Raw genomic sequence first — 16642 nt, forward strand, 5'->3', positions numbered from 1 at the left:
GCGACAAATCGATTATCGGCGACACCCACTAAGCCATCGGCATCGCACGGCAACTGATGGTGGCAATCAGTCCAGTTTGACCATTCACTAGGGTAAAGCGACCTTGATGTCGTTCGGCGACCGCTTGAACAAAGGGTAGGCCGAGACCAAAACCTTCGATACTTTTTACTCGCTCAAGGCGATGAAAGCGTTTGAGCACCAAACTTAGTTGGTCGTCTGGAATCCCCGGGCCTTCGTCAATCACATGGATATAGGTGGTTTCGAGCTGCTGCTCAACTTGCAGTTTGATCATCGAGCTTTGTGGCGCGTACTTGATGGCGTTATCCAAAAGGTTCGCCACTGCTTGAAAAATCAAGGCGTAGTCGGCGTAAAACACAGCCTTGTGCGCCACTTTAATTTTCAGTTCGATGCCTTTATCTTCCAATAACGGCTCATAGTAATCGCGCACTTCAGACAGCAAATGTTGCGCGTCAATCGACTCTCGTTGCAGTGACAGTTGGCCATTTTCAATTTCAGACAACTGCATGATGGCGCGAAACAGATAGAGGATGCGGTCGATTTCCAAACCTGCTGCATCCAGCTCATCAAGGGCAGAGCCATCGACCATTTCAGAGGTATTAATGAGGCGATGTTTGAGACGCGTTAAGGGCGTTTTTAGCTCATGGGCGATGTGGCTGTTGGCGGTTTTCACTTGCTCCATCAGCAGTTGCGTACGGCTTAGTAGCAAGTTGGTCTCACTGCTGAGCCGTCCAAATTCGTCGTTATAACCCGCATCGGTAATACGCACATGGTGATCGCCTTTGGCGTATTCGCCCATCACTTTCAAAATACGGTTCACGCGCAGCAAGTTTTTGATACTAAAAGGTAAACTAATCAATAAAATAGAGAGTAATACCGTAAATAATACCGCGCCCGTCATCAGAGGAATAATGCGCGTGCTATTAAGCATCGGCGACATATTGTAGGAGGCATAGTATGAGCCACCATCGGCAATGGGAATCACCATACCATACAGCTCTTTCTGTGGTTTATGAAAACTGAGCGTTGAGATGTGCGCTTGTTGACGAGTGAGAATGCTCTTTAGTTCATCGACGGTGAGAATCTGCGCGTCACCATAGAGTAGGTCGCCAATGGGATTAAAGGCGTAGGTGATGAGTTCATCGTATTGATTGGTCAATTCACGTTGATTTAAGTAGTCAGCCAGTTTCTGGCTGCTACTGAAGAGATTCATATTTTGCTTATTTTTAATGTCATCTAAGATCATATTTTGCACATGATCATGCATCACATTTTTTAATAATTTGTCGCTTAATAAAATAGAAGCTGATGAAATAATCAGACAAAAGAAAGCGACATAAGCAGCTTGACGAAAACTGCTACTATGAATAATTAAACGAACAGGCATAGAGAACGTTTATCCTAGTGAATAACCTTTCGAACGAATAGTACGAATAAGTGGCTCAGCATCCTCATTGCTATTTAACTTATTACGCAATTTGGAGAGATGCACATCCAAAATATTGGTTTGTGGATCAAAGTTATAGCCCCACACACGTTCAAGCAGCATGTTGCGGGTCACCGTTTTGCCACGATGTTCCAGCAGCACTTGCAACAGTTTGAATTCTTTGCTGGTGAGCAATACATTTTTGCCGTTTCTTGTCACCTTTTGCTGTTCTACATCGATATTCACACTGCCAATTTGCGTGGTGTGCTGCGAGGTGATTTTTTGCGAACGATGGTAGAGTCGTTCGAGTCTGAGCAATAATTCAGTGAAGTCGAAAGGTTTGCCCAAATAATCATCTGCGCCCGATTTGAGACCTAATATTCGGTCGGATGTTTGATCATTTGCCGAGAGAATTAATACCGGTGGGTGAGGGGTATTTTGCAAATTATTTAATACTTCAATCCCAGTCATTTCAGGCAGCATATTATCCAATACCACCACATCAAACACTTCGTTTTGAATTAATGCTAACGCTTGCGCTCCGTTATCAGAGAGCTTACATGTGTGCCCGTTAGATTGCAGTTTACTGCTGATCCAATGACTGACAGGGATTTCATCTTCAACGATGAGAACACGCATGGTTTTTCCTTAGTTGACAAAACTTACACAGATTTACAAAACGCGAACAATATTAATGATAACCATTCTCAATATCAACTGTTATTGTATAACGATTTTAATTATTTTTGGTATTGGGATCTAAGGGCTTGAAATGTCCACTATTAAGCCATTATTAGAGTAATAACTTAAGCAAAAACAGAGTATTAGAAAAGACTGTTACTTCCATTATTAAGCATTCTTAATGTTTGCCGTGTTGAAATGCAAATGAGAATAACTCTTAATACGAGAAAAGAGAGATACCCACACAATGGGGCTTCTCCCTGTCATTTGTAAATAGGAAGTGAAAACATGAAAGCTCAACTGAAAAAATTTATCGCTGATGAAAGTGGTGTAACGGCGATTGAATATGGCATTTTGGCCGCAGCAATGGCGGCAGCCATCGGCGTTATTTTTGGTTCTGATGGTGTATTTGTGACGGCATTGAAAGAGCGTTTCGCCTCAATTGCAGACCAAATTACCGATACCGCAACCACCGATGGCAAATAAGTTCTAGGCAAACGTGGTTATGAATAATTTATTGGTGCTGCAAAGCTTATTAATTCCATTAGGCGTGGTCGTTTTTAGTGACCTGTTTTATCGCAAAATCCATAACCACTTAATTTTGTTTCTTTTGTTGTTGGCGCTTGGTAATGGCGTGCTGTTTTTCGTTGGACTGGGCAGTTATGCCTCGCTTTCGCTGGCGCATGCCGCAGCGCAGTTTGGTTGGTCGCTCGTTGGTGCAGTGGCTGTGTTGTGCATCGGTTTTGGCTTATTTGCCATTGGGCAAATGGGCGCAGGGGACGTCAAGTTGATGGCGGTACTGTGCCTTTTGGTCGGTGGCAATAATCAGGTCGCATTTTTGCTCATCACAGCGCTCGCTGGTGGGGTGTTGGCATTGCTCATGCCCTTTATCCGCATCATCGAAATGGCGGGGGCGAAGTGGATTTTGCAACTCTCCACCATGATGCCTTGGCTACGAATTCCAGTGCCACAAGCCGCGTATACACGACCCAATACCGCCGGTTTGCCTTACGGCTTAGCTATAGCCGCTGGAGCTATTGTCTCCCTAACTACTCCTTTAACTCATTAGAGATTGTTTTTTCTATGAAAATTTCATCAGTGTTGTTTGTTTCTGGTGCACTGGTATTCGCCCTAGGTGGCGCGTTTATCGTCCGAGGAATGACCGTTACTCCGGCCAAGCCAGTTCATCCTAAAGTGGATATCGCCTCTGAGCCAGCTCCGATTTATACCCCTGTGTTAACGGCAGGTCGCGACCTTCACCCAGGTGATTTTATTGGTGCAAACGATGTGTACTGGAAGCAAGTTGACCGAGAATATCCGGGTGAATTTTATTTCAAAAAAGAGTCGGGTGGCCTCACTGAAATTTATGGTTCGACTGTCAATCACCTGGTGCCAAAAGGTGAACTGCTCTCGTATGACGTGGTGGTAAAACCAGGTCAGCCGGGCTTTATTGCATCGGTATTAACACCAGGAAAACGTGCGGTTGCGATACCGACTGATGCGGTTTCGAGTAGCTCTGGTCTTGTGCAAGCTGGAGATCATGTCGATGTGATTTTGGGGCTTGAGGATAAGCAAAGCGGAAAAAATTCTGGTCAAGACAATGCGTCAGTGAGCTTTCCTCTCGTTGCTTCTCAAACGTTAGTCACTAACGTGCGAGTATTGGCGCTCAATAACAAAGAGCGCAGTGCTCTGCGCATGAAAGAAGATAAAGAGAAGACCAAAGAAAAAGCAGTTTATCCAGAAACAGTGACGTTAGAAGTGACGCCAAAACAAGCAGAACGTCTGACGGTTGCGCGTGAGCTTGGCAAGTTGCAATTGGTGATTCGCGCTGTGAACGATTCAGCGACGGAAGAGGCTTCCACCGTCGAACTCGCGGCAAGCGATGTGACGACCTTAAGTGATACGACCGATGTTTATAAACAATTACAGAGTCCAGCGCCTACCGTCATTCAATATCAAGGTTCAGTCATGAAAGCAGCCCAAGTCTCTAACTAGATTGCTTAGTCTACCCATCTCTATCACAGCCTTGTGAATAAAAGGAAATAACGTTAATGAAGACTTTTCACTCTTCGAGAAAACTCTTTACGGCTTTTGTGCTGCTCAACGCATGCTACGGAATGACTGTGGCACAAGCAGCTTCTGCGGGTCAAACCACGCCGCAGACCATGTCATCAGCTCAGGCTTTTTCGCAAGCCAAAGTAACGGACAAGATTACCTTGACCGTAAAACATGGCACGTTGCTGACCTTGCCTGAAAAGGTGACACGCGTTCTTATTGCTGATCCAAAAGTGGCCAGTTTTCATACGCCATCTACCAATACCATTTTTGTTTATGCAGAAAGCGCAGGCACCACCACCTTATATGCGCTTAACGATGAGGACAAAGTGGTTCTCGCTGCCGCGATTCAAGCAGATTTTGATTTGCCAGCGTTAACCAAACAGATCAATACCGAAATCGAAGGTGCCAACGTTAAGCTGATGCGTTCGACTGAAAACGGCATCATTGTTCGCGGCTCAGTACAAACTCCCCAACAATCAAAGCAAGTGATTGACGCGATTACTGCTTTTACTGGTGGTTCATCCGATAATAAAAGCGGCGGTGGTCAAGGTGGCCAAGGGGCGCCTGGCGGTCAAGGGACTGCGGTGCGCGTGGTCAACCAATTGAAAGTGGAACTGTCGGCGCAAATCAATATTAGCGTTCGTATTGTCGAAGTGGCGCGTAGCTTGAGCTCACAATTGGGCTTTAGTTGGGAAGCCTTGCTCGATAACGGCAACAGCTTTATCCGCAATACCGGTACCTCTCTGTTTGATGCCACAACGGGCGTCTTTTCCGGTAGCACAGTCACCAACGCAATGGCAGGTGGTGTTTCTCATAGCGGCAAATTGGCAGGCGTATTAACGGCGCTCTCTTCGAATGGTATGGCGAGCATTTTGGCTGAGCCGAACTTAACAGCCATGTCCGGTGAAACCGCTGGCTTTGCGGCGGGGGGTGAAGTGCCTATCATCATCATGACCAACAACAACATCACTATCGATTACAAACAGTACGGGGTGATCATGCGGATGACACCAACCCTGCTGTCGCCAAATCGCATTAGTTTGCACATTGCCCCAGAAGTGAGCGATCTCTCTGATGATGGGGCTGTGCAATTGGCGGGTAATGTTATCCCTGCGTTTAAAGTGCGCCGTGCGGATACCACCGTTGAACTGGCGAGCGGACAGAGCTTTGCTCTGGCAGGCATGCTGCGTTCTAACGCCAACCAAACTGTTGATGGTGTCCCTGGCTTGCGCAATATCCCGATGCTAGGCCGTCTTTTTGAATCGGAATCTAACGAAAAAGAAGAGACTGAGCTGGTGATCATCGCCACCGCGTATGTGGTCAGCCCAACTCAAGCGGGTGAGCTGCAAACTCCGGGTAAAGGCATTAAACCGCTGGATAACTCGATTCCTGAAAAAGCCTCTGCTGGCTACCTATTTTAATCATCTGGGAGTGACATTATGCGTTTAACCATTTCTTTAGCGATTGCATGTGTTCTGCTGACCGGATGTGAGCAGACCATCAACCATTGGCGTGAAGGTGATGAAACCGTTGCGACCGGGAAAAACTACCCGATTAAAGTCGCACCAACGGTATCAGCCGTCTCTTTGCAACTCACTGAACACAAGGGATTAAGCCCTGAATCGATGCAAAATCTCAACTCGTTGCTGACCAATCAGGGCAGATTGTCCAAGCAGCAACTCACGATTCAACCTTATTCCAATGATGGCCAGCAGTTTGCCAACAAATTGCATGCCGCACTGCAACAGGCTGGCGCAATTGATGTGCGTATTTTGCCGATGACCTATCAAGCCGATAAGGCGCAGTGGGACTTGCGCGTACAGTCGCAGGCATTGGTGGTTACCGTGCCAGATTGCCGGATTCACGATGCCAGCACATGGACGACAAAACCCTATGAAGCGGTTGGCCCTTTAGGCTGCGCAACGCGCGCTAACCTAGCACGCATGGTCAGCGATCCGGCCGATTTATTACGTGCCAAGGAACTTGGGCCTGCCGATGGCGAAGCCGCTTTACAAGCAGTTAAGCGTTACCAAGAAGATGAGCTAAAAGAATTGCTCGATATCGATTTCAACGAAGATTAACCACGAGGTGAGCATCATGAGTGAACAACAACTCCAATACACAGCAGATGAGCTCGGTTCGATTGTCCTGTTTACGACTCAAAAAGATCAGGTGGCCTTGTACGCCGAGGATTTTCAACGCCTTAACTGTGCGCCAGAAAATGTGTTTCTCGGCAATGTTGAAAAGGCTACACAATGGGTCAAAGACAACGCAATCCCAATGGCGATGTTTGTTGATATCGATCAGGAGCACTACCCATTAGAGAGCTTAGCCAGCTTAATTGAAGTGACTGGCCCAACGTGCAAAATCGTCGCCTTAGGCTCGCAGGTTAACCTCGATTTGTATCGCAATATGTTGGCTCAAGGCATCTTTGACTACCTGCTAAAGCCAGTCACCTTAGATCGCCTCGCCGCGACATTAAGCAGCATGAAAAAAGGCGTACTTGAAGAGCAATTGATTGGTCGAACAATTGCTGTTACTGGCGTGAAAGGGGGCTTAGGAACGTCAACGATCGCGTTTGGTATTGCGCAAATGTTGGCTAATCAGTCACGTATTTCAACGGCGCTGGTCGATTATGACCGTACCAATGGCTGTTTAGGTCTGCTGGCGGGCATCAATCAAGACGGCGGTTTGGATGGCGTTCTCAAATCAGACAATCTGGACGTGCGCTATTTGCACCGTTCGATGACCCAAGTGTCGGATAAATTGTCGCTGCTTAACCAAGCGCCAAACTATCAAGTGGCGGAGGAGCGATTAGCTGACGACCACGTACTGACACTCGGCGCAACCTTGTGCCAAATGTTTAATCAAGTGGTGTGGGATTTGCCTGCTAGCCAACCGCAAGGTGCGCTTGAGGTACTTAACTGCGCGCAAAGCCGCATTATCGTGGTCGATTACACTGTGACTGCAGCGCGTAATACCTTGCGCCTGTTGGAAAATATCGGCGATGAAACGGACGGTCAGCGCATTGTTATCGTGGCGAATCTACGTCAAGAAACGTCACAATCGATCAGCCGTGAAGAGTTTGAAAAATTCATCGGTCGCCGTATCGATCTTCAATTGCCAACTGCGGGTAAGGTATTGGAACAGCAGCTGCTTAAAGGCCCGTTAAAGGTTTCTGAGTTAGGTGAATTCAGCTCGGCATTAGCACATTTGGTGGATTTGGCGTGTGGTCGTCCAAGCGTGAAAAAAGAGAAGCGTAATCTCTTAGCGCTCTTCTCAACTGTGTTTGAGAGGAAAGCATCATGATGTTGAAAATGCCGCGTAATAGAGTGCGCGAACCTGTACCAGAAAGTGAGTCAAGCCAGCCTGCGCAAGAGAGTGGGCTGACGAAGGTAGAGCGTACTTCGCAGCAAGCGAGTAACGAGTCTGCCGCAGCCAATGCCCACTTACGTGTGGTGCGCGATTATCTTTACGAGCAGATCGACCCGATGAAAGTGGCGTCGATGAAGCCAGAAAAATTGCAGCAGCAGATCAACGATTTGATCCGCTCGATTTGCGATACCCATCGCTTGCAATTTTCTGCAGAAGAAGAGCGCCACATTAGCCAGACCATGTTCAACGAGATGATCGGTATTGGGCCGATTCAACCTCTGTTGGCCGACGATTCAGTCAACGATATTTTGGTCAACGGTGCGGGACAGGTCTTTGTTGAGCGCTTTGGCAAATTGGTGCTGACACCGATTCATTTTATCGATGAAGAGCATGTGTTCAACATTGCCCAGCGTATTGCTGCGCGAGTAGGGCGTCGTATCGATGAAACCCATCCGATGGTGGATGCGCGTTTAGAAGATGGCAGCCGTGTGAACATCATTACCCATCCTTTGGCGCTTGATGGCACCACTATTTCGATTCGTAAATTCATGCGACGCAATATGTCACTCGAAATTTTGGCCGACAAAGGTGCGATGAACGAGGAAATGATCACTATCTTAAAACGTGCGATGAAAGCGCGTTTAAACGTGATTATTTCTGGTGGTACTGGTGCGGGTAAAACCACGCTGCTCAATGCGTTATCGCAAAATATCAGTAATGAAGATCGCATTATCACTATTGAAGATGCCGCTGAGCTGCAACTGCAACAAATCCACGTGGTGCGTTTAGAAACGCGCCCAGTGAGCGCCGAAGGGGCAGGTAAAGTCGACCAGCGCGATTTGGTGCGAAATGCACTGCGTATGCGTCCTGACCGGATTATTTTGGGTGAGGTACGTGGTGGAGAGAGCTTCGATATGTTGCAAGCCATGAACACCGGTCATGATGGTTCACTCTGTACTGTGCACGCCAATACACCCAGAGATGCGATCATGCGTTTGGAAAACATGGTGATGATGGCCAACATGCAACTGCCGCTTGAGGCGATTCGTCGCCAAATTGCCAGCGCGGTGGATTTGATCGTCCAAGTTGAGCGCATGAGTGATGGTGGTCGTCGCGTGGTGTCGATTACTGAAGTGTGCGGCATGGAAGACGATGTGATTCAAACGCAAGAGCTGTTTGGTTTTACCACTCATGAAATCGATCGTCACGGCAAAGTGATTGGTAACTATGTCTCATCGGGTTTGCAGCCCAGTTTTTACAGCTCACATGCTCACTATTTTAGGGAGTATGAATAATGTGGGATCTCATCACATTAGCCCTGTTTGTGCTGATCTTCAGTTCGATTTTAAGTGTGCGTTACGCTGTGGTAGCGCACAACGAGAAGAAATCGCGCACTGCCTTTTTCTCGCAATTGAGGGAGAAAGTCATTGGCCCGCAGACAGAAGAGAAGAGTGAACAAGAAGATGAAATCCGACGTTTTATCGAAGCGGATCGTTTTTCTTCTTGGCCTTTGATTGGCAAAGCAGCGCAGCGGTTTTGGATGGATTTGTCGCTTTTGGGCTGGCAAGACGCCTGGAAAAAACGGGCAATGATGCTGCTGGCGCCATCGTTTATGGTTGCCATCTTTGTAGCGAAATCTTCTACGTCACCTTTACTGCTGGCGTTGGGATTAACGGTAATTTTCTTTGTCACACTAGTGTGGTTTGCCTATTTTCGTGCGATGAAACGCCATCTTCATGAATTTAAGCAAAATTTGCCCCAAGCGATTGATGCGATTATTCGCGCTGCCCGTGCGGGCGTGCCTGTCACCAATACCTTTGCTATGGTGGCGAGCAACTTACCTGGCCCGTTAGCCACCGAATTTATGTTGATTGATAACTGGCTCAAAGTCGGGGTTCCGCTGCGTGAAGCGATGCGTGACTCTGCTGCGCGCGTGCCTTTAAACGAATATCGCTTTTTCGTGGTGATTTTGGTGATTAACCAAGAAACGGGCGGCAAGCTCAGTGACACTTTGGAAAAGCTGAGTGAAACCCTGCGCGATCGCCAAGAGTTAGCGCTAAAAATCAAAGCCAAAACATCGGAAGTTCGTGCTTCTGCGACCATTGTGGCGTTACTTGCACCGCTCTCTTTGGCGTACATGGCGTTTAACTCCCCTAAAGATTTTGAATTTTTAATTAATGATCCCACCGGCAATAGTGTCTTGATCTACGCGGTCTGCAGCGTGGCTCTTGGGTTGGGTATTACTCACTTTATGATTAAGCGAGTGCTGCGATGATGGAATCTAACGTGTTGTTTCTTGGCTTGGGATTGATCTGTTTAGCGGTAGGGCTAGTGCTGATGGGCATCTACCATTTTTCTAAGCAGGTCACTTTGTCAGAACGTTTAAACACCACTGCGTCACAAGAACAAAGCAAAGATGAAGATCTGCAACGCGCAGTGAATCAACCGCTTTTTGAACGTTTCCCTTTTTTGCTCGGTTTTGCTAAAGCCGGTGAGAGTTTGGCGGGCACCCAATCTGACCGGATGAAAACCTACCGCCTATTAGCGATGGCAGGCTTTCAAGACCGCCGCTTTATTGGTCTGCTCACGTCCAGTAAATACGCCACTGGTGTGGTGTTGGTGATGTCGTTTTTGCTCTTTGGCTTGGATGTGGGGCATCGCCTTACGCTAACAGGTCTTGCGGGGAGCTTGATGCTGATGTTCCTTAGTGGCTTTTTCATTGAGTTGTGGCTAAAAGTGCGCGCCGCACGCCGTGGTGAACGCCTATCAAATGACTTGCCTGATGCCCTTGATCTGATGGTGATTTGTGCTGAGGCCGGCCTGCCGCTCGCGCGTATTCTGAAAGTGATTTCCAAAGAGTTGATGTTCTCTGCCCCTGAAGTGGCGCAAGAATTGGGTTACACCTACATGGAAATGCAGATTCTGACCGATCGCCGTAAAGCGCTAACGAATCTGGCTGAGCGTTGTGGCGTTGACAACATTTCCGCCATGGTGGCGACATTAGTACAAGCGGAACGTTACGGCACACCATTATCTCAAGCGTTGAAAACCATTTCTGAAGAGAGTCGCAAAGCCTTGGTGCTAGAGCTGGAAGAGAAAACCGGTAAGTTACCGGCTCAGTTAAGTGTGCCGCTAATGACCCTGATTTTGCCACCAGTGATCGCGATGATGGGGGCGCCTGCAATGGTGCGTATCGTGCGGATTTTGGCCAATTAAGGAACATAACAATGAACACTAAACTGGTATTAACTGGCCTTGTATTGGCACTACTGAGCGGCTGCGCAACTCAACCCGCCAACCTCAATGCGGCGTCTAAACCTTTGCAGGGGGAAGCGCAAGAGGCGTTGACTCTGGCGCATTTACTGCGTGATAACGGCCGTTATAAAGCCTCTTATGAGGTGTATCAAAAGATGGATGATAAGCACGAACTGAGTGATGCGTATTTACTGGAATACGCCTCAGTGGCAGCGTTAGTGGTTCCACCGGAAACGGCGGTTCATCTTTACCAACGAGCGCAACAAGCGCTAGGAAAGAACATTCAACCGCAGCAAAGTGAAGCGATTGAACTTGGCTTGGGTCGAGCTTATTTGCAATTGGCACAACGAGAAGAGGCGCAGCGTCACTTTGAGCTGGTGCTAAGTCATAATCCCAATAACGCAACGGCGTTAAATGGGTTAAGTGTGATTGCCAATTATCAAGGGCGCACATCTGATGCGTTGGCTTATTTGCAACGTGCGATGAAGGTCGATGCCAATAATCCTATGGTTCTCAATAATCTTGCTATGACCTATATGGTCAGTGGCGATATTCATCGCACCATTGAATTGCTGCAAGCACGGCAAAATACCTTGCCATTGTCGGGTAAGTTAAATTTAGCATTGGCTTACATTTTGGGTGAGCGAACCGATAAAGCACGCCAAGTGTTAAGCAGTGAATTGCCGACGGCGCAAACTGAACGAGCCATTGCCCAATTTGAACAGCTGCGCCAGCGTGTCGAGCAAGGCACACCGCTCAGCATAGAAATTGCTGCACTCAGTCAAACGCCAGTGAATTTGGCGGAGGAACATTGATGGCAAGGTCGCTGCGTGTGTTTGAGCGCAAACAAAGGGGAATCGTGTCGGTTGAAGCCGCGCTGATTTTCCCAGTGCTGCTGTTTATTTTGGTGATGTTTTTTGAGTTAGCCAGAATTGCGCTGGTGATCATCGCCGTGAACACGTCACTGGAACGGTCGGTACAACAACTGCGCTTTGAGGACAACTTTTACGCCCTTAATCAAAATCAGCTTAACCAGCTGATTACCGATAAGATCGTGAACCAGTCGTATGGCTTGGTGAATGAAGAGAACATCTCGTTAGAAGTGCACACGTTTTCCAATTTGGGTGAGTTTTCAGGCTCATCAACTCAAAGCAGTGATGACAGCAGTGATAGTGAGGAAACGCCAGACTATACCAATTCGCCGGTGTTAAACCTGACCTTGACGTTGCACCAAACGTTTATCACTCCATTGCCTTCGCTGTTCAATTTGGGAACATCTTATCAGCATGAATTCCAACAAGTATTAGGTGATTTGGTCATTGATGACGATGAGGATGAATCATGAGAGGCAGTTTACGTAAAGCCAAAGGACTGGCGCTGATTGAATTGACGCTGATGATGGGCATGTTCGTGGGATCGGCGGCGATTATTGGCGATCTTTATACGGTCAGCCAACTGCGTAGTCACTATGACCGAATGTCTCACAACTTAGCTTCTATTATCTCTATCCAACGTTATATCAGTGCTAAGGACTTGAATTTATTGATTACGCGAAACATGCCAGAAGCGGATATCGGCGAGTATGAACTCTATATCTACAATGTGAAGTTGGATCGCAGTATGGCGTGGCTCCCGTTAAAACGTGGATCGTTAGACGGTATTTGTCCTGAGCTTAGTGCTGGTGGAAAGTTCAGTGCTGACATGCCAGAAGAGGATAGCGAAGATGCCCAAAACGCAGTGATCGTGGTGCAGCTTTGTCGTCAGTCTGAGGGGTTAACACCTTTTGCGTCAATATTGTCACCTAAAACCATTCAAGTGGTGGCATCAAACCGAGCACGAGAAAAAACCATTGAAGTGGATAAGGTTCTGGCAGGGGAGTTAGGAATCGATGAAGACGATGACAGTTGAAGTTAATAAGCGTTCAGCGCTCTCCATGTGGCTGTATAAGCTTTTGGCCCTTGCCAGTCTTGCCATGGCGGTGTTGGGAATTTTGCTGCCGGGATTACCTGCAACGGAGTTTGTTATTCTGGCGGCTTGGGCGGCAGCCAAAGGGTCGCCGACCATTCATCAGTGGATTATGTCAGTGCCGTACTTTCGCCGCATCATCGATAACTGGCGACATGGGGGAGTTATTTCAAGACGCAATAAAGTGCATTCCGCTCTTTCTATGCTAGCGTGTTTTACGTTGCTGGTGGTCATGGAAGTTGCTTATTCGTGGCTTGCGGTTGCGGCGCTCGGAATGGGAATTGGCGCATTTTTTATTTGGCGTCGCCCAGAGACTCGACCATTAGTGACTCGGGATAAATAATGATTTACAAAATTATTAAGCTTGATAGAAAATAAGTAGTAATTAATAAAGTTATAGCTAATATTAATATGGTTGTGTTCTACTTTTCATTTTAAAAATCCCAATAATGAGTACTGACTAGTTAATTGTTAAGCGTCGGTGTTTTATAGCGATAAATAAGTAAAGTAACTTTGCAATTTACGCTATTACATAAATCAACTATTCACGCCTAAAATGAATTTCTTCAAAAAATATAAGCAATACGCGAACAGGCTAATGTGACTGAACTTATTGCGAATGAGTTATGGTGCTGGGAGAGATTATGTCTGGGCAATTAGTGTGGATTGATTCAGAAGCTATTTATTGTAAGCATTCATCGATACCGCTTAAGATTGAAAGGGTTATGGACATCCGTGTTGTTGAGTACAACAGCTTACGGAAGATGAAACGAGCCTTATTGATTGCTGTCGTATTTGGTTTTTCATTCTTTATGATTTATCCACTCAGTGCCTTAGTTGCTGTTCCGGTATTCTTTTTATTAAGCTATTTGTTAACGAAGAAATACGAGCTGAGAGTGACCTTGTGTGATAACCATGAAATAGGAGCAGTCGAATCGGGATTATGCAAATCTAATGATAAAGGCGAATTGATTAGAGTTGTGGAGCAAGTTAACTTTCTCAAAAGAGTATAAATAAAAGCTAAATCTGTGTTCGATGAAATAATGCCAGAAGCTATTTCTGGTGTTATTCAAAAGCGATTTATTATGTAAAAATTCTCATCCTATTTCCAATCTCGGCCGTCATTGCCTCATCTTTCAAAACAAGCTACATTGCCTGCCAGAATAAATAAGGTTAGGTTTGGTCCTCATGTTCTCGTTTAATGGCTTAGTGAGCCTTCTGTTTTTCGTTTTGGTTGGTGCGGTGACCTATTGGTTTGAGCAGCCTTACTGGGTTTTACTGGGTTATGCGGTGCTCAGTGTGATCACGTTTTTCTGTTACTTCAAAGACAAAAGGGCAGCTAAACGCGACGACTGGCGGGTTCAAGAAAAAACACTGCACTTGTTGGCGCTTCTAGGTGGTTGGCCGGGCGCGTTATTAGGGCAACAAGTGTTTCGCCACAAGACGCAAAAGCAGCCGTTTAAAAGTATTCTTTGGTTCACTGTCATCGTTAATATCGGGTGCTATGTCGTATTGGCGACGCCGATGGGCAGAGAGTGGCTGGCAAGTTACTTGTAGACATTTGTCTATTGTTTTCATTAAGTAAGCAGCATTTAGCTTAGCCAGTTTCTGACTCAATATACGCCAAGCTGCTTACGAATTATCTTGTTATTGTCTTTTGCCACGATTTCATTTCGCACTGTCTGTTCCTGTGATTTTCCTAAATAGTTAGCCCCTCATTGGCGGCTGCCCCCAATGATTTTATCCGCTTCGCACATTGCCATGACGTTAACCTTATGTGTTCTGTTTAGTATCACAATTTGTTGTGCAAATATCACAAAATGCTAATTGACTTATATGAACCAAATCACTATATTTGGTTGCAGTAGCAACTATTGGGATGACAACTAAATGGTGATGAGCAATGTCAACAACGTCTGAACAACCAGAGTGCTTTCCATTAATCCTTGATAATATTGGTTTTTTGCTCGCAAAATCTTGTCATGTTAAAGATCGCTTGCTTGACCAATATTTGGCGTATCCCGCTTTGTCGGAAGATTTAACGTCAACTCAAGCGAAAGTACTGTTTCAAATTTATAAGTTTCAAAGTTACCGCCCTTCAGACATCGGCAAGATGTTGAATGTCGATAAAAGCAGCATCACCCGTATGGTGGATCGCTTGGAGAAGAAAGACCTGATTCAACGTCAGCCTGATCCTGAAGATCGCCGTTCGTTTTTGCTGTATCTCACCGACAAGGGGCGAGCACTCGTAGCCGAAGCCATGCCACTGGCGATGAATGCATTAGATGAACTTGAGCAAGCATTAAATGAAGAAGAAAAAGCTCAGCTTCGTCATTGTTTAAAGAAAATCGTCACCTCCTATATGGATGAAGAGTGTCTGGCGCAATTATTAAAAGGAACAAAATGAACAAATTAACGCCTCTGGCTGCTGTGATTTCTGTTGCCATGCTCTACGGTTGTGCCGCGCCAAGCGACATTAAACCGACCAATCAGCTCAACGATAAGAGTGTGTTGGAACACAGCAAAAGCCTCGCGTCTACTGATCTATCCGCAGCGACCTGGCCACAAAGTGATTGGTGGACAGTGTTAAGCGATACTCAGCTCAACGAACTTATCCAACGTGCATTGAAAAATAGCCCAACGTTGCAACTTGCTAACGCTAATCTCAATAAAGCGTCGGCAGCGGTAATGGCGGCGGATGCGCAGTTTGATCCTCAGTTAGCAGCAAACGCAGGTGCTACCCGTTCGCGTTTGTCTCGTTCTGAAGATTACAGTTACCAAGGGAATCAATACGGTACGGTATATAACCTCGGTTTAAGCGGCAGTTATAACGTCGATTTGTGGGGCGGTGAGCGTGATGCTTGGGAAGCCAGTGTCGATGCACAACGTGCTGCGCAAGTGGATCATCAAGCCGCGCGTATTTCACTCTCTAGTGGCATTGCCAGTACCTACATTCAGCTTGCTAATGCTTACCGTTTATTGGACATCGCTCAGCAAGACCAAGAGCGTACTCAAGGTATTGTGACCATTACGCAACGTTTGCTGGATAATGGCTTAACGTCGGAAGATCGCCTGTATACCGCACAAAGTAATGCGGCGACCTCACAACAAACGGTTAAACAGCGTTTACTGGCTATCAAACAGCTTAAGAATGCGTTAGCGACCATGGTTGGTGAAGGTCCTGATTTAGCCAATACGATTGAGCGCCCAAGTGCTTTACTCAATACCGCTTTGACGCTACCGACCGAATTGCCAGCCAATTTGCTCGCTCACCGTCCAGACATTGTGGCGGCAAAATGGCGCGTTGAAGCGGCGAGCAAAAACATTGCATCAGCGAAAACCAAGTTCTATCCGAACTTGAATTTGAGCGCGATGGCAGGGTTTAGAGCGGTGCTAGGCGATGCCATGTTTGAAGATGTCAGCCGTCAGTGGCGCGTTGCCCCAGCCATTTCACTGCCGATTTTTACGCGCGATTTGAAAGCCAACTTGATTGAAAATACAGCAGATTATGATGCTGCAGTTGCTCAGTACAATCAAACCTTGGTCAATGCTCTGGGTGATGTCGCCGATACTGTGTTGGCACTTAAGTCGGCTGAGCAGCAGCTAAACGACGCGAAAGAGAGTGTGCGCTTAGCAACGAAAAGCTACCACATTACCGAAAAACGTTATCAGTCTGGTATGGGCAGTCAGTTGGAAGTGTTGATGGCGGAAAGCCAATTGCTACAAGCAGAATCAGCGCTAACCACTTTGCAAAACCAGCAACAAGAAAAACAAGTGACCTTGGTGAATGTATTGGGCGGCGGTTTCTATGACGCGCAAGCCAATCCATCCCAACAGAATGACCAAGCGACCACAACCAAATAA

At 46.7% G+C, this 16642-nt stretch carries 19 protein-coding genes; 17 read left to right on the top strand and 2 right to left on the bottom strand.

From position 1 onward, the window contains the following. Nucleotides 1–28: 28 nt before the first annotated feature. On the bottom strand, nucleotides 29–1405 hold the full coding sequence (locus OCV11_RS19370; protein WP_261897657.1) for a HAMP domain-containing sensor histidine kinase: 1377 nt from the start codon (nucleotides 1403–1405) through the stop codon (nucleotides 29–31). A 9-nt stretch (nucleotides 1406–1414) separates the two neighbouring features. Next, nucleotides 1415–2083 carry a response regulator transcription factor gene (locus OCV11_RS19375; protein WP_261897658.1) on the bottom strand — a complete coding sequence of 223 codons (669 nt, stop codon included), beginning with the start codon at nucleotides 2081–2083 and terminating at the stop codon, nucleotides 1415–1417. A 330-nt stretch (nucleotides 2084–2413) separates the two neighbouring features. Here OCV11_RS19375 and OCV11_RS19380 point away from each other — a divergent pair, with 330 nt between their 5' ends. The 17 genes from OCV11_RS19380 (at nucleotide 2414) to OCV11_RS19460 (ending at nucleotide 16642) form a co-directional block, all read left to right on the top strand. Next, nucleotides 2414–2611 carry a Flp family type IVb pilin gene (locus OCV11_RS19380; RefSeq protein WP_068718075.1) on the top strand — a complete coding sequence of 66 codons (198 nt, stop codon included), beginning with the start codon at nucleotides 2414–2416 and terminating at the stop codon, nucleotides 2609–2611. A 19-nt stretch (nucleotides 2612–2630) separates the two neighbouring features. Continuing rightward, entirely contained in the window at nucleotides 2631–3194 is a 564-nt protein-coding gene (locus OCV11_RS19385) for an A24 family peptidase (RefSeq protein WP_261897659.1), read from the top strand. Nucleotides 3195–3208: 14 nt separating this feature from the next. Further along, nucleotides 3209–4120, top strand: a complete 912-nt coding sequence (cpaB, locus tag OCV11_RS19390) for a Flp pilus assembly protein CpaB (protein ID WP_261897660.1) — start codon at nucleotides 3209–3211, stop codon at nucleotides 4118–4120. A gap of 56 nt (nucleotides 4121–4176) precedes the next feature. Next, a complete protein-coding gene (locus OCV11_RS19395; RefSeq protein WP_261897661.1) occupies nucleotides 4177–5604 on the top strand; it encodes a type II and III secretion system protein family protein in 1428 nt (475 codons plus the stop codon). Between the two features lie 18 nt (nucleotides 5605–5622). Further along, on the top strand, nucleotides 5623–6264 hold the full coding sequence (locus tag OCV11_RS19400; protein WP_261897662.1) for a CpaD family pilus assembly protein: 642 nt from the start codon (nucleotides 5623–5625) through the stop codon (nucleotides 6262–6264). 16 nt (nucleotides 6265–6280) lie between these two features. Further along, entirely contained in the window at nucleotides 6281–7492 is a 1212-nt protein-coding gene (locus OCV11_RS19405; protein ID WP_261897663.1) for a hypothetical protein, read from the top strand. Next, nucleotides 7489–8853: a CpaF family protein gene (locus tag OCV11_RS19410; protein WP_261897664.1), complete on the top strand. Its 1365-nt coding sequence runs from the start codon at nucleotides 7489–7491 to the stop codon at nucleotides 8851–8853. Before OCV11_RS19405 ends, OCV11_RS19410 begins: the two co-directional genes overlap by 4 nt. Further along, nucleotides 8853–9833, top strand: coding sequence for a type II secretion system F family protein (locus OCV11_RS19415; RefSeq protein ID WP_261897665.1), 981 nt, complete (start codon nucleotides 8853–8855; stop codon nucleotides 9831–9833). Before OCV11_RS19410 ends, OCV11_RS19415 begins: the two co-directional genes overlap by 1 nt. Continuing rightward, nucleotides 9830–10774: a type II secretion system F family protein gene (locus OCV11_RS19420; RefSeq protein WP_261897666.1), complete on the top strand. Its 945-nt coding sequence runs from the start codon at nucleotides 9830–9832 to the stop codon at nucleotides 10772–10774. Before OCV11_RS19415 ends, OCV11_RS19420 begins: the two co-directional genes overlap by 4 nt. 11 nt (nucleotides 10775–10785) lie before the next feature. Next, nucleotides 10786–11628, top strand: coding sequence for a tetratricopeptide repeat protein (locus OCV11_RS19425; RefSeq protein ID WP_261897667.1), 843 nt, complete (start codon nucleotides 10786–10788; stop codon nucleotides 11626–11628). Beyond that, on the top strand, nucleotides 11628–12158 hold the full coding sequence (locus tag OCV11_RS19430; protein WP_261897668.1) for a TadE/TadG family type IV pilus assembly protein: 531 nt from the start codon (nucleotides 11628–11630) through the stop codon (nucleotides 12156–12158). The genes OCV11_RS19425 and OCV11_RS19430 overlap by 1 nt, the downstream gene beginning before the upstream one ends. Beyond that, a complete protein-coding gene (locus OCV11_RS19435) occupies nucleotides 12155–12721 on the top strand; it encodes a hypothetical protein (protein ID WP_261897669.1) in 567 nt (188 codons plus the stop codon). The genes OCV11_RS19430 and OCV11_RS19435 overlap by 4 nt, the downstream gene beginning before the upstream one ends. Next, nucleotides 12702–13121: a YbaN family protein gene (locus OCV11_RS19440; RefSeq protein WP_261897670.1), complete on the top strand. Its 420-nt coding sequence runs from the start codon at nucleotides 12702–12704 to the stop codon at nucleotides 13119–13121. The genes OCV11_RS19435 and OCV11_RS19440 overlap by 20 nt, the downstream gene beginning before the upstream one ends. 301 nt (nucleotides 13122–13422) lie before the next feature. After that, entirely contained in the window at nucleotides 13423–13791 is a 369-nt protein-coding gene (locus OCV11_RS19445; RefSeq protein WP_261897671.1) for a hypothetical protein, read from the top strand. A 175-nt stretch (nucleotides 13792–13966) separates the two neighbouring features. Then, a complete protein-coding gene (locus OCV11_RS19450) occupies nucleotides 13967–14335 on the top strand; it encodes a DUF1294 domain-containing protein (protein ID WP_261897672.1) in 369 nt (122 codons plus the stop codon). Nucleotides 14336–14681: 346 nt separating this feature from the next. Then, complete coding sequence (locus OCV11_RS19455) at nucleotides 14682–15185, top strand: MarR family winged helix-turn-helix transcriptional regulator (RefSeq protein ID WP_261897673.1); 504 nt, start codon at nucleotides 14682–14684, stop codon at nucleotides 15183–15185. Next, a complete protein-coding gene (locus OCV11_RS19460) occupies nucleotides 15182–16642 on the top strand; it encodes an efflux transporter outer membrane subunit (RefSeq protein WP_261897674.1) in 1461 nt (486 codons plus the stop codon). The genes OCV11_RS19455 and OCV11_RS19460 overlap by 4 nt, the downstream gene beginning before the upstream one ends.

Origin of the sequence: Vibrio porteresiae DSM 19223, from assembly GCF_024347055.1 — a bacterium.
GTDB lineage: Bacteria > Pseudomonadota > Gammaproteobacteria > Enterobacterales > Vibrionaceae > Vibrio > Vibrio porteresiae.

What these genes read in the sequence shown, in the direction of transcription:
- OCV11_RS19370 (WP_261897657.1), bottom strand. Translation starts at nt 1,405, where the DNA reads ATGCCTGTTCGTTTAATTATTCATAGTAGCAGTTTTCGTCAAGCTGCT.
- OCV11_RS19415 (WP_261897665.1), top strand. Translation starts at nt 8,853, where the DNA reads ATGTGGGATCTCATCACATTAGCCCTGTTTGTGCTGATCTTCAGTTCG.
- OCV11_RS19410 (WP_261897664.1), top strand. Translation starts at nt 7,489, where the DNA reads ATGATGTTGAAAATGCCGCGTAATAGAGTGCGCGAACCTGTACCAGAA.
- OCV11_RS19425 (WP_261897667.1), top strand. Translation starts at nt 10,786, where the DNA reads ATGAACACTAAACTGGTATTAACTGGCCTTGTATTGGCACTACTGAGC.
- OCV11_RS19455 (WP_261897673.1), top strand. Translation starts at nt 14,682, where the DNA reads ATGTCAACAACGTCTGAACAACCAGAGTGCTTTCCATTAATCCTTGAT.
- OCV11_RS19435 (WP_261897669.1), top strand. Translation starts at nt 12,155, where the DNA reads ATGAGAGGCAGTTTACGTAAAGCCAAAGGACTGGCGCTGATTGAATTG.
- OCV11_RS19450 (WP_261897672.1), top strand. Translation starts at nt 13,967, where the DNA reads ATGTTCTCGTTTAATGGCTTAGTGAGCCTTCTGTTTTTCGTTTTGGTT.
- cpaB (WP_261897660.1), top strand. Translation starts at nt 3,209, where the DNA reads ATGAAAATTTCATCAGTGTTGTTTGTTTCTGGTGCACTGGTATTCGCC.
- OCV11_RS19430 (WP_261897668.1), top strand. Translation starts at nt 11,628, where the DNA reads ATGGCAAGGTCGCTGCGTGTGTTTGAGCGCAAACAAAGGGGAATCGTG.
- OCV11_RS19440 (WP_261897670.1), top strand. Translation starts at nt 12,702, where the DNA reads ATGAAGACGATGACAGTTGAAGTTAATAAGCGTTCAGCGCTCTCCATG.
- OCV11_RS19420 (WP_261897666.1), top strand. Translation starts at nt 9,830, where the DNA reads ATGATGGAATCTAACGTGTTGTTTCTTGGCTTGGGATTGATCTGTTTA.
- OCV11_RS19385 (WP_261897659.1), top strand. Translation starts at nt 2,631, where the DNA reads ATGAATAATTTATTGGTGCTGCAAAGCTTATTAATTCCATTAGGCGTG.
- OCV11_RS19405 (WP_261897663.1), top strand. Translation starts at nt 6,281, where the DNA reads ATGAGTGAACAACAACTCCAATACACAGCAGATGAGCTCGGTTCGATT.
- OCV11_RS19395 (WP_261897661.1), top strand. Translation starts at nt 4,177, where the DNA reads ATGAAGACTTTTCACTCTTCGAGAAAACTCTTTACGGCTTTTGTGCTG.
- OCV11_RS19445 (WP_261897671.1), top strand. Translation starts at nt 13,423, where the DNA reads ATGTCTGGGCAATTAGTGTGGATTGATTCAGAAGCTATTTATTGTAAG.
- OCV11_RS19400 (WP_261897662.1), top strand. Translation starts at nt 5,623, where the DNA reads ATGCGTTTAACCATTTCTTTAGCGATTGCATGTGTTCTGCTGACCGGA.
- OCV11_RS19380 (WP_068718075.1), top strand. Translation starts at nt 2,414, where the DNA reads ATGAAAGCTCAACTGAAAAAATTTATCGCTGATGAAAGTGGTGTAACG.
- OCV11_RS19375 (WP_261897658.1), bottom strand. Translation starts at nt 2,083, where the DNA reads ATGCGTGTTCTCATCGTTGAAGATGAAATCCCTGTCAGTCATTGGATC.
- OCV11_RS19460 (WP_261897674.1), top strand. Translation starts at nt 15,182, where the DNA reads ATGAACAAATTAACGCCTCTGGCTGCTGTGATTTCTGTTGCCATGCTC.